This window comes from Wolbachia endosymbiont (group B) of Horisme vitalbata, from assembly GCF_964028625.1.
In the GTDB taxonomy this organism is placed as follows: Bacteria; Pseudomonadota; Alphaproteobacteria; order Rickettsiales; family Anaplasmataceae; genus Wolbachia.
The window spans coordinates 286,550-299,082 of sequence record NZ_OZ034797.1 but is presented as its reverse complement, the minus strand read 5'-3'; the positions used below and the strand labels follow the sequence as shown (position 1 = coordinate 299,082).

8 protein-coding genes are annotated in these 12,533 nt (G+C 34.2%); 4 read left to right on the top strand and 4 right to left on the bottom strand.

The window, feature by feature from the left end; all coding sequences use genetic code 11:
• Positions 1-31: 31 nt before the first annotated feature.
• Positions 32-1,357 (bottom strand): phosphomannomutase/phosphoglucomutase, encoded by a 1,326-nt coding sequence (locus tag ABWU56_RS01560; RefSeq protein WP_353281658.1) that lies wholly within the window; start codon positions 1,355-1,357, stop codon positions 32-34.
• Between the two features lie 129 nt (positions 1,358-1,486).
• On the opposite strand from ABWU56_RS01560, the gene ABWU56_RS01555 reads away from it, so the two are divergent.
• The 4 genes from ABWU56_RS01555 (at position 1,487) to ABWU56_RS01540 (ending at position 6,749) form a co-directional block, all read left to right on the top strand.
• Positions 1,487-3,298: a hypothetical protein gene (locus ABWU56_RS01555; protein ID WP_353281657.1), complete on the top strand. Its 1,812-nt coding sequence runs from the start codon at positions 1,487-1,489 to the stop codon at positions 3,296-3,298.
• A gap of 199 nt (positions 3,299-3,497) precedes the next feature.
• Positions 3,498-5,033 (top strand): hypothetical protein, encoded by a 1,536-nt coding sequence (locus ABWU56_RS01550; RefSeq protein ID WP_353281656.1) that lies wholly within the window; start codon positions 3,498-3,500, stop codon positions 5,031-5,033.
• 226 nt (positions 5,034-5,259) lie between these two features.
• Complete coding sequence (locus ABWU56_RS01545) at positions 5,260-5,967, top strand: uroporphyrinogen-III synthase (RefSeq protein WP_064085243.1); 708 nt, start codon at positions 5,260-5,262, stop codon at positions 5,965-5,967.
• Positions 5,967-6,749 carry an exodeoxyribonuclease III gene (locus tag ABWU56_RS01540; RefSeq protein ID WP_017532452.1) on the top strand — a complete coding sequence of 261 codons (783 nt, stop codon included), beginning with the start codon at positions 5,967-5,969 and terminating at the stop codon, positions 6,747-6,749. The genes ABWU56_RS01545 and ABWU56_RS01540 overlap by 1 nt, the downstream gene beginning before the upstream one ends.
• 8 nt (positions 6,750-6,757) lie before the next feature.
• Here the strand turns inward: ABWU56_RS01540 and ABWU56_RS01535 are convergent, their stop codons facing one another.
• The 3 genes from ABWU56_RS01535 to gatA form a co-directional block, all read right to left on the bottom strand.
• A complete protein-coding gene (locus tag ABWU56_RS01535) occupies positions 6,758-7,648 on the bottom strand; it encodes a hypothetical protein (protein ID WP_410542169.1) in 891 nt (296 codons plus the stop codon).
• 714 nt (positions 7,649-8,362) lie between these two features.
• Entirely contained in the window at positions 8,363-10,891 is a 2,529-nt protein-coding gene (gene polA / locus ABWU56_RS01530) for a DNA polymerase I (protein ID WP_353281655.1), read from the bottom strand.
• Positions 10,892-11,002: 111 nt separating this feature from the next.
• On the bottom strand, positions 11,003-12,469 hold the full coding sequence (gene gatA, locus ABWU56_RS01525) for an Asp-tRNA(Asn)/Glu-tRNA(Gln) amidotransferase subunit GatA (protein WP_353281654.1): 1,467 nt from the start codon (positions 12,467-12,469) through the stop codon (positions 11,003-11,005).
• Between the last annotated feature and the right edge of the window lie 64 nt (positions 12,470-12,533).

Here is a 12,533-nt window from a genome sequence, read left to right as displayed (position 1 = left end):
CATTGACGAATAAGTAAATCATCAAAAAAATTTAAATGTATAATTTTAGTTCATCAATGTAATACAACAAAACTTTTTTAGTGAATTCAAAATCTTCTAAGGTATTTCCTTCACATCTTGCTGTTATGCAGTTTTGCGTATTTGATACTCTAAGAAGCCACCAACCTTTATCATCAGTTACCTTAATTCCATCAAGCTCTGAAAATACAATGTTTTGCTGCTTTAGTGTCTCCTTGATTGATTCAATTATTTGAAATTTTTTCTCATCCTTCACCACAATTTTCACTTCATGAGTGATATATAACTTTGGTAAATCTTCAATCGCCTCAGATAGGCTTTGGTTTTTCTTAAGTAAAATGTCAATGGCTTTAATAGCAGAATATAGTCCATCATCAAAACCTAACTCAGAAAAGAAAAAATGCCCACTGAGTTCACCGGCAAACTTGGCCCCTTCTTCTACCATCTTTTTCTTAACTAGTGAGTGTCCAGTGGCACAGGTAATTATTTGCCCTCCTAATTTGCTAACGAAATCATGCACTTTCATACTCATTTTTACGTTGGCAATAACTTTGCTTTTTGGGTATTCCGCCAATACTTCACGTGAAAAAATCATAAACAAGTGATCATTGGAAACAACATTACCTTTATTATCAATCAAGCGTACCCTATCACCATCACCATCAAGTGCAATACCAAGATCACATTTATCTTTCTTGACAATACTGATTAACTGAGCAAGATTTTTTTCTTCTATGGGATCTGGGTCATGCAGTGGAAACGTCCCATCTATAGAGTTATTGGTTATGATGTGTATATGACTTGGTAAAACTTTTTCAATATACCTTACAATTGTTGGACTATTGCCAAAATCCCAGGCTATCTTTAGCTTGCGTGTAGTATTATTTTTTAGTGCATTTTTTAATATGTGAATGTATTCACTATATGTATTCGTGTTAATTAAGCTTCCAATTTTCGTGCTGTTTTTAATTGTACTGCCTATAATTTCCTTCATTTCTTGATCTGAGTAAACTTTTTTACTACTGAAAAATTTAAAGCCGTTATATTCTCTGGGATTATGAGAAGCAGTGATCATAATCCCAAGATCTGCCTGCATTGTTGCAGCGTAGAGCATAGGTGAAGAACAGAGCCCAACGCGTATAACATTCGCACCGGATAAAATCAAGCCTCTGATTAATTCTTTTTCTATGCTTGGTGAATCTATCCTGCTGTCATAGCCTACACAAACGTTAGCTGCAGTTTGACCGAATTTTCTACCTATTTCATACCCATCACTGATTTGCAGGTCTCTGCCTACCACACCTCTAATATCGTATTTTCTTATAATAGTATTGTCCATACTGCACTTCTTGGAGTGGTTAATATATAACATTCCCGCCAAATACTCAAGTTTATTTAACTATAAGATTAGTTGATTTTTTAAGAAAATATGCTAATATTATAATATAGTTCTCTAAAAATAGAAATTATGCTAAAAGAAAACTTATTTATAGCTGAAAATCAAGGTTTAGATGTAGATGAGCAAAAGAAAAATGATATTTTAAGTTTCATTAAATCTTGCAAAAATTTTCAGGATTTTATCAGAAAACTAGAAGAAGAAAATTTAATCTGGTACTTTATTGGTCCTTTACACAAAGATGAGAACATTAAAGAACAGGTAAGTTCAAAGTGGAAAGAGGAGTTTCAAAAGTTTGAGCAATCAATAAATGCAACACATAAAAAATTCGCAGAATCTCTACCAAGTGAAAATTTCTTAGTATATACAACACAAGATAATGAATTTAAAATTAGATTTGAAAATAAAGAAAAACCAATAGAGATTAGCACCCTTTTAAGAGCCAGTGACGAAGGCAAGGTTTATAACCTATCTTTAGGGAAAGATAGTCAAATAACTGCAACCAAAAAAGGCAGCGAAAGGCACTATGATTTTACTGGTTCAAGCTCATGTGAGATGACCATTAACTGGCAAGCTAAGGATTCTAAAGGCAATAGCATAGATTGTAGCATGACTGTAGAAGTAAATTCTAAGGGCATAAAAAGAGTGATTGATGAACCAAAATTTGGAGAAATAACTGACCCAGAAGAGGTATTAAAATTAGTTGAGCAGAATAAAGAAGTTTTTATCAATGGCAAAACTCTATATCAAACTTTCACTGACATGGTCAAAAGTGTGAACGAGCAGCAAACACCAGCAGAGGAAACATTTACAAAAGATTCACCACAGTCAGCTACACCAAGTAGCAGTGGATATTCTTCTCTTAATACACCTTCTTCACGCAGAAGTTCTTTGTCTATTAGTAGTGAATTTAATGGTGAAGATGAAATATTTGAGAGTGATACGTTTAGTGATGAAGAAGAGAACAAACAAGAAGGAAATGAGTTAGAGGAAGAAAACACATATCTCAAGAAGGAAAACGCGGAGTTAAAAAGCCGTAATACGAAGATAACAGAAGAAGGTGAAGCAGAAGCAAGTCAATTAATCGAGGGAAAGCAAGATCTGGAAAAAGAATTCACAAGACTTAAAGATGAATTGAAAAGAAAGGAAAAAGAGTTAGCTGAAAAGGATCAAGACATTAAGCAATTAGAACTAGAGGTAAACGCACTAAAACAAAGTGAAAAAGATGAAAACGCTAGAATAACACATTTAATGAGTCAATTGAACGATAAAAAAAGTGAGATTCAGTCAATAAATAGAATAAATGAAGAGCAGCAGGAAAAATTAGAGCAAAGTGAAGCTAAGTTAAGTACACTAGAAAAAAAGAATACAAATTTTGAAAATGATCTCAAGAAAATATTGGTAGAAGGTTCACAAGATAATCACGAAAAGCAGTTGGTAGAACAATGGATGGAAGCAAAAAATGAAAACGAAGAATTGACTGATACAGTAAATCAATTAGCTAGAGAATTAAATCAACTGCAAAAAGAAAAGGGGAATTTAGAAAGGGAAATTTGGCAACTTAAATCTGGAAGATCAATTGCAGATGAACTCAGTGAAGTAGGTGCGAAAGTAGCTACTTCAACTCAAACTGAAGCTAAATATGAAAGTAGAGGAATCCAGGCAAGTAATCACGAAACTACAGTTCCTAAAACACAAGACCAAGGTACAAATGCAGGTGTTAATGCATCATCTTCAACAGATCAAAAAGAGGCTAATACAGTGGAAGTTCAAACTGAAGAGCAAGTGATTGATTTATACAATAAAGAAGGCAAATATGTCAGAACAGAACTATCAGATCCAAGCGCAGTCTCTGCTCAGGCTTCAGAAAAATCTATTTCTTGAAAAGGATGAGTTTTTACTTCAACTATAGCTAATCCAAACGAAACATCATACCGCAACAATCACTAATTTTCTGTGCTTTCAAAAAAACACATCAAGCAAAATCATTTGAGAGTAAGTGGACATTGTTAGATGAATTAACCCTAACTTAAGAATCAGATATATACAATATTAGTATGTTTAATTAATAGTGAGGTTTAAAATGTCACCTAGTGAAAAAAACTCTTCAAATTTTGTTGAAACTAAGCAAGATGATCTTAAAATGATTCAAGATTCTTCATTAAATTCAGATATCATTCACGATCCCAAGAAGCTAAAAGACAGAATTATGGATCTGTTAAAAGGAGATACAGAATTCTCCAAGATGAAGCAAGGAGATAAGGCCCTTGTAGTAGGTACAGCAAGTGGATTATTTGCAGCAGTGTTACCATTTTTGGCAGTTGGTGCAACACTTGCTATACCAAGTGCTATAGTTGGTCTTACTCTATTTTTCGCTGCGAAAGTTGCTGTAAAAGCAGTTCAATCTGGATATAAAGGGCTCAAATGGTCAGCAGAAAAAACAGTTGAAGGAGCGAAGCATATTGGCGGAAAAATCAAAGATGGTGCTGTATATGCCAAGAATTCGGTAAAAGAAACTGCAAGTTCTGTAAAACAGGCAACACAAGAGAGAGCTAGCTCTACATTAAGAAAAATGGGGGATAACATTCAAAACCTTGGAAGGAAGATGAGTGATAGTGGTGCAAGCATGTCTAGTTTAGATGGCATCGCATATTCAATAGGTAATGAAGATCAAACTGTTATTTTGAAAACAAAAGAAAAAACGAGAAGTTTTAATAGTGTAAAGGAAATGTTTGTCAAGGAAGTTTTTGAAGACAAAGGTGTGAATAGCTCTGCTTTAACTAGGAAAATATTTTCTAAGCTGGGGGAAAAAATATTAGAGAAAGCTTATTCTGTTGATGGTCAACACAGTGCCAAAAAGGACCAGTTGATCAACCGATTGAAGCAGCAAATAGATTTTATCAATAAATTAGATGCTAAGAAGTTGCAACATTTGTTAGCTAAAGATAGTAGCAGCCTATATGAAATTTTTTCTGAACATCATGATGAGATTAAGGAAGTTATTAAAGAATGCAAGGAAGAGCATACTCGTTTTAGTACTTTAGAAAGGCTTAATAAGTCAGCAAAAAGGCATAAAGCAAGTTCTATGAATTCACTGGAAAATAGCTTATCAGGTAGTAGTTCAACGAGTTCTATAAGTACTGTTAGCAGCAAAGCAGAATTATTAAATCCTAATGAGCATAAGGAAGTAAAAGCACCTACTTCACTTTGGAGCAAGTTGTCATCATCACTAAAAGGTGGCAAAAAGCCAGAGGAAGTTACTTGCACAGGATATAAAAGGATGCACGCAGATGAGATGCCATCTGCGGAGATAGGAAATAGCCGTTTTTATGTTGCTCCGGAGAAACCGCCAAGAAGCAATTCAACGGGTTCTTTAAGCACTGACAGTACTGCTACAACTTCTAGCTTTGCCAGTTACCGTCGTAATTCTGATAGTGGGTTCAATTCACCAAGTTCTTCTCCGCAACATGGTATGTTCACTGAGAAAAATGGCAAGTTAAAAACCCAAGATAACTTAAGAAAGACAGGTTCTTTGGAAAAATTGGTGGGACCTTCTTCAACAGTAACTGCTGAAGTCGATGTAGAGCATCAAGCTCCAAAAACGAATGAAAGACAGTAAACAAAATTACCTACTTTCTTCAAAAGGATGTTACTCAATGAGTAACATCCTTTTTTCCATTTGATCAAAACGTTCGCTTATTTAATATCAATTTTCTAGCACTGGGCCAATTATGGAGTTTCTTTTGCCTTTTTTCTAGGTTATGCAAGAAACTTGAAAAATAAAATTTTTATTCAATAATTTGTGTATAAGGGATATCATTTTACTGCTAGCGAAATAAACAAGAATGAAGTCTATTTTATTGACAAGGCCTTTATTAGATTCGTTGAGCACAAGAAGCACGCTAAAAAAATATGGATACAAAGTTTTTATAGAGCCAGTATTCACAATAAAGTACTTAAATCCTGATATATCCGCACACGAATTTGATGTTGTGATATCTACAAGTAAAAACAGTGTAAAGGCTTTCAGTCAAATATGCAAAGAGGATAACTTTTCGATTATTACAGTTGGTAATTCAACTATGCAGGCTGCAAAAAATTTGGGATTTTCCGATATAATCTCAGCAGACAGCAACGTTGATGGTCTGATATCATTCATAAAATCTCATTATTCAAATGCAATAAAGTTCTTATATATAAGGGGACAAGAAGTATCATGTGACCTAAAAAAAAGATTATCTGAAGAAGGTTTTAACGTAAGAGAAGTTGTACTCTATAAAACAATTACTAAAAGGAGTCTAACTAATAGGTGTAAAAATTTACTATTGGACGGTAAAATTGATAGCGTTGCTTTTTTTTCCTCACAAACTGCAAGGGTATTTTGTTCATTAGTTCTAAAAAGTGGGCTATCTCCTGTGATGAATAATACAGTTGCATATACCATGAGTAAAAACATTGCTGATAGTTTAAAGTTAATCAAGTGGAAAAAAATTATAACATCGAGGTTGCCTACAGGGGAGAGTTTAATTGATATAATTAATAAGGATTGTTGATGCTAAAGATTGCAACTTGGAATGTAAACTCCATACGTAAAAGAATTAACCAACTTTGTAGTTTTATAGTTGATAGTCAGATAGATATAGTTTTGCTGCAAGAGATAAAATGTACAGAAGAGCAATTTCCTTATGCAGAGATAGAAGAATTAGGATATGAATATGCTGTCTATGGACAGGTTGCAAGAAATGGTGTTTGTGTTTTATCTAAATATCCAATACTGGAGAAGTTTAAAATTGATATTGTAGAGAGTCATCAAGAAGCACGTTATATAGAGTGTGTGATAAAACACACCAATAATAAGGTAAGGGTAGGAAGTGTATACGTTCCAAACGGTCAAAGCCCAGACTCTCATACTTTTGAGTATAAACTCAAGTTTTTTGATAACCTATATGAAAGGATGGGCACTTTGTTGAAAAATGAAGAGTTAACTATTATAGCTGGCGATTATAATGTTGCACTGGATGAAATTGATGTTTTTGATTCAAATTTATTAAATGGCCAAGTGTGCTTTCATATAAAAGAGCGTGAGAAATTAAGAGCGATCTTGAATCTTGGTTTTAAAGATGCATTTAGAATATCTCACCTCAACTTACAACAATTCACTTGGTGGCATTATCAAGGTAATTCACTCAGAAACAATCAAGGAATGCGAATAGATCATATGCTGCTATCGCCACAAGCTGCAGATAAATTGGAAACATGTTACATAGATGATAGGTTGCGTAAACTAGAAAACCCATCTGATCATACTCCTGTTGTATGTGTTATAAAACAATAAAAGACCTCTTACATATTTGGTAAATCTGTTTGCTGTCCTGTACTTTTAGCTGGCTGATCTAAAGTAGGTTGTTTAAGGGTAGCAGGTGTTTCTTTTCGTGGACTGCAAACTCGCTCAGAAGTAAAATGCTGTTTATTCTCTCCGTCTCCCTGAGAAATTTGTTCAGTAATCTCTTTGATTTCGGTTTTTAAAATATCATCAATGCCATTGCGAATTTTTTCATTCAATTTTTCTCTCTTTTCTGTATCATCTTTATCTGGTGAGCTAGGGTCATATAAAGTACCTGGCCTATTATTTGAAAAAAGAACCTCAACTCCTCCCTTTACGGCAAATATTGTACCAATAACAGCAGCAACTATTGCAAGTGTAGTAGGACCAAAAATTAATATTGAAGCAATGGAAAAAAGAATAGGAAGAAAAACTTTACGTAAGAACTTTGTTACCATCTCTTCATCACTAAGTAGTGGTTCATCATCCTCTTTTTTACCACCGCCTAAGAATGGTATTTTCTCTTTTAGCCCACTCATACAAGAATCAGAAATATTTTTCGGGTCTATTTTTATTCCCAATGGTAACCCAACAAGTTTTATTAGTGAATCCTTAGCTTCTGTACCACGTATATCAGCTACACAATCATCTACTTTCTTTATTTCAACATTCTTGACATTCTCTTTGTTCGCTAATTTTTTCTCTCTAACTTCTTTAAATACAGAAAGTAAAAACTGACAAAAATTCTCTTCACTGAGTGGTCTTATTTTTTCCGGATTGACATTATTAAGTAGTATGTCCTTATAAACTGATATGAAAGCATTAGTTATTCCTTGATTCTCTTTGGCCTTATCTTGTAGCACTTTCACAAAGTCATCATAAATTACCCTATGTTCCTCCTTGAGGACCATCTCATTTTTCTCCACCGCCTGAACAGGTGGCTTCGAAGGTTCCTGATTCTTTGATTGTGAAATTGGTATTCCTGTCATAACTGATCTATCCGTACTAACCTATGCTTTAATTATAGCATATTTTTCGCATTAATTCAAATTTCTTAGAACCTGTCTTGAAAGGGAAAAAAGAAAAGAATAAAGCAAGAAATAGAAAAGTAACAAATGATAAGGGAATGTAAAAAATTGCTTCCATATATTTTAAATCTGATTATAATTACAGTTAGAGATATTTTGAGAGCTCAAAAACTTATCTTTGTCTGCAGACTTTTTCTACTAAACAATCAAATTAATTAAAAAATGTAGTCTATCTTCTTCAGTGTATACACGTATACTTAATCTCTGTCGTATGTGCGCTGCACTTTTTTCTAATCTTTTTTACACAGGGGGATTTTATGTTCAGAATTCCAGATACTTGACCTTTATTTTAGCTAAAAACCAATAGGCGCCTATTGTTTAACGCTAATTAAAATAAAAATTTTTCTAATATATAGAAAAATCACTGTTTACTGAAAACGGGGCAAGAAAGCTGCTGATATCACAGAACCTTAGATTATTCCCAAACGTTGTTTGCGTGACGTATGAGCGTGCTCTCCTTACTTCAAGAAATATTTAATATGACTATGCTTGTTAATTAAGTCCTTTCAAGACAGGTTCTTAGGGTCTACGGTATAATTAAGAAAAGCCCCAGTTGTCGCTAATTTTTATTTCTACTTCAAGTGGTATAGAAATTTCTACTGCATTTTCCATTATATCTTTCATAAGTTTTGCTGTTTCTTGCACTCTGCTCTCTTCCACTTCTACAAGTAATTCATCATGAACCTGGAGGATTATTTTACCTGACTTTAACTGATCAAAAAGCCGAATCATCGCGCGTTTTATTATATCAGCGGCAGTTCCCTGCAGTGGTGCATTTATTGCTGCCCTTTCTGCAAATTGTCTTAGATAAGGAATTTTATTGTTGATGTCTCTTACAAAACATCTTCTACCAAACAAAGTCTCTACATAACCATGATTTCTCGCGATAGATACTGCTTTTTCCATATAGACCTTTATTTCTGGGTAACAAGAAAAATAGTAATTAATGTATTCAGCAGCCTCTTGAAAGGTAATGCCAAGTCGCTTTGCAAGGCCAAATGGACTAATGCCATATATAATGCCAAAATTAATGGTTTTTGCTTTGCGTCTTAATTGCTCATCTATTTCTTGCACTCCAAAAACTTGTCTTGCAGTGATATCATGAATATCTTGCCTGTTTGCAAAAGCTTCTTTAAATGCGGTAACATTTGCAACGTGTGCCAGGATTTTTAATTCTATTTGTGAATAGTCAGCAGAAATTATCTTGCAACCTTTTGGCACAATAAAGGCTTGCCTGATAAGACTACCTTCTTCGCTTCTGATAGGAATATTTTGTAAATTAGGATTGCTAGAGCTCAGCCTTCCAGTTGCAGTTGTGGTTATTGAAAAGCTTGTATGTATTCTACCATCAAGCGGATCAACCTGTTTTATTAACGCGTCAGTATAGGTACCCTTTAATTTACTTGAATGTCGCCAACTTAAAATTTTACCTGCGATTTCTGTCCCCTCCTCTTCAAGTGCCTCTAGAACTTCAGAGTTTGTGCTATAAGACCCAGATTTTGACTTTTTCTTTTTACTTAGCTCCATTTTATTAAACAAAACATCACTTAATTGTTTTGGCGATGCAATGTTGAATTTTTCTCCTGCTAAATTATGTATATCGTTTTCAAGTACAGCAATTAGCTGCTCAAACTTATCAGACAATTCCTGTAGTTTTTGAATATTGAGCAGTATTCCATTTTGCTCCATATCAAATATTACTTTCATGAGAGGTCTATCAAAGCGCTCGTAAATCGTAAAAAGTTTTTCCTGAAATAATCTTTGTGTCAGTTTCTCATGGATCGCTATTAAAATTTTTGCCGAGAAAGTTTCTACATTTTTACTTAAATTGTGTGCAATTATGTTTGGAATGCTGTGATCATGCTTACCTGTGTCAAGGCTGTATGACATGATCATCAGGTCATCAATTGAGTCTAGCACTCTCTCTATTGTAGGAAATATTTCTCTGATCTTTCTAATATCATGTACTATTTTAAGCACCCCATTTGAAAATAAAGTTGAATTTATTATAGTAAGTGCATCTTGTAGGCAGCTTTGATCTATGTAGAAAATATTATCCTCACTACAAGATAAGGAGATTTTGTTCAATCTATTGTTTTCAAAGTGGCAATGAATTGCAATTTTACCTTCATATCTGCAATGCTCCAAAAATTTTTCTAATTCTTCACTACTATATTCTATTTTCTCTTTTGTGCTAGATCCACTATAAGAAAAGAGCTTTTCTACTTTTCCTATCAATGAATTAAATTCATATTTCTTCAAAAAGGATAACAATTTTTCCATATTTGGAGGATGGACTTCATATTTTACAATATCATGTTGAAGATCTACTTTTTTGCATAGTGACAAAAGTTCTCTTGAAATTAGTGCTTTTTCCTTATGCTCAGTAAGAATATTACGAACTCTTGTTTGCTCAATGTTATTGATGTTTTCTATAATGTTATCCAACGAATCAAATTTATCCAGCAATTTAGCTGCAGTTTTTGGGCCTATTCCTGGAACGCCTGGAATGTTATCAGATGCATCTCCAGTTAGAGAAAATAAATCAAGAAGCTTATTTGAATTTACACCAAATTTTTCTATCACTTGTTTTTCATCTACGTATATATTTTTGATAGGATCAAATATTAGAATGTTGTAATTCAAAAGTTGAAATAAGTCTTTATCTGATGAGACTACTACTACTTTAAAGTCTTCGTGGTTGGCATATTTTGCAGCTAGTGTTGCAATTATGTCATCTGCTTCATAGCCTTCAATCTCTTCATAGCTGAAGTTAAAAGCTTCTACCGCTTCTCTCAGTATTGTAAATTGTGGAATTAGATCCTCAGGAGGTGTTACTCTGTTTGCTTTGTACTCAGAATATAAACTGTGCCTGAAATTTTTTTTGCCAGAATCAAGTGCTATAGTTAAGTAGTCCGAATGGGAAATATACTTCAGAACCATATTAAGAAAACCGTACACAGCACCTACTGGAATACCAGCTGTGGTAGTCAAATGATGCAAAACGTAATAAGCTCTGAAAAGAAAACCATAACCATCAATGATTGTGAAAGTTTTTTCTTTCATTGTAGATATTTATGTGTGCCTTTGATGGTCTGTTATTTAGCTATAAAAATCAAGCTCTTGTTTCCTATAGCCAAAATAATCATAATGCTATAGTTACTATAAGAAAACATATTACGTAAGGGAATTAACTATTCTGCCACAATTTTGCTCTATCACACTTGCCATATTTAATATTCCAGCTTCATCGTAATAATTTCCAATTACTTGCAAAGCAAGTGGTAAGCCTTCATTGGAAAGTCCAACAGGAACAGAAATAGCAGGTAACCCCGCTAAGCTTGCCGGCACGGTAAACACATCATTGATGCACATAATTAGCGGGTCTGGCTTTTCATTTAAGCCAAAAGCTTCTGTTGGAGCAGATGGCACAAGTATGTAATCTATTTTTTCAAACGCTTTTATAAAATCATTTCTAATTAATGCCCTAATGCACTGTGCTTTTTCATAATACTCATTGTAATGACCTGAAGAAAGCGCATAAGCACCAATTAAAATTCTCCTTTTCACTTCTTTACCAAAACCTTCTGCTCTTGTTAGCGAATACATTTCTTCAAGGGTATCAGCATCAACCCTGAATCCATAACGTACACCATCATAGCGAGCAAGGTTAGATGAAGTTTCAGCAGAACAAATTAGATAGTAAACCGGTATCGCATATTTAGTATGAGGCAGAGTAATGTCAACAACTTCAGCACCGTTTTCTTTTAAATAGGAAGCAATTTTTTCCCAATTATGAACTATTTCATCTGAAATTCCATCCATCTTATACTCTTTTGGTATACCAATGCGCTTACCCTTAATATCACCATTTATAAAACTGGAAAATTTAGGCACTGGTCTTTCGCTCGATGTTGAATCTTTTTCATCATAGCCACAAATTGTTTCCAGCATTAACGCTGAATCAGAAACGGAACGAGTAATTACTCCTGCTTGATCAAGAGAGCTCGCAAATGCAATCATACCAAAACGCGAACACCTTCCATAAGTTGGCTTTATTCCCACTACTCCGCAATAAGCTGCTGGTTGACGTACAGACCCACCAGTATCGCTTCCTAATGCTCCAGCACATAAAAACCCAGCAACTGATGCTGCAGATCCACCAGAGGACCCACCAGGAACAACTTTTTCTCCGTCACTTTTTCTAATCCACACATTTTCAACAGGACCAAAATAGCTGTTTGTGTTCGCAGAACCCATAGCAAACTCATCCATGTTAAGTTTACCAAGCATGGCTGCTCCATTTTTTAAAAGCAAGTTAGATACCGTAGATTCATAAGTCGGGATGAAATTTTCCAGCATTTTTGAGCATGCTGTTGTTTTTATTCCTTTTGTACAGAATAAATCTTTAACACCAACTGGTATGCCCATAAGTGGTGAAATATTATCTTTTTGTTTCAAGAAGTATTCATCTGCTATTTTAGCAGCTTTTATCGCGATTTCTGGGGTTTTTGTTACAAATGCATTTAGTTGCTCATTTTCAACTGCATTAACATGCGTCTCTACAAGCTCAACAGCAGAAAAATCCCCCCGCCTAAGTCCATCATGCATCTCTGTAATAGTGAGCCTTCTCAATTCATTCATTAATATTCAATGTTAGCGAGGCATTAATTATAACAACAATAGGACAGAAAATCTATATATTTAT

Coding starts and splice junctions, on each gene's coding strand:
- ABWU56_RS01550 (WP_353281656.1), top strand. CDS start 3,498: ATGTCACCTAGTGAAAAAAACTCTTCAAATTTTGTTGAAACTAAGCAA.
- polA (WP_353281655.1), bottom strand. CDS start 10,891: ATGAAAGAAAAAACTTTCACAATCATTGATGGTTATGGTTTTCTTTTC.
- gatA (WP_353281654.1), bottom strand. CDS start 12,469: ATGAATGAATTGAGAAGGCTCACTATTACAGAGATGCATGATGGACTT.
- ABWU56_RS01535 (WP_410542169.1), bottom strand. CDS start 7,648: ATGGTCCTCAAGGAGGAACATAGGGTAATTTATGATGACTTTGTGAAA.
- ABWU56_RS01560 (WP_353281658.1), bottom strand. CDS start 1,357: ATGGACAATACTATTATAAGAAAATACGATATTAGAGGTGTGGTAGGC.
- ABWU56_RS01540 (WP_017532452.1), top strand. CDS start 5,967: ATGCTAAAGATTGCAACTTGGAATGTAAACTCCATACGTAAAAGAATT.
- ABWU56_RS01555 (WP_353281657.1), top strand. CDS start 1,487: ATGCTAAAAGAAAACTTATTTATAGCTGAAAATCAAGGTTTAGATGTA.
- ABWU56_RS01545 (WP_064085243.1), top strand. CDS start 5,260: ATGAAGTCTATTTTATTGACAAGGCCTTTATTAGATTCGTTGAGCACA.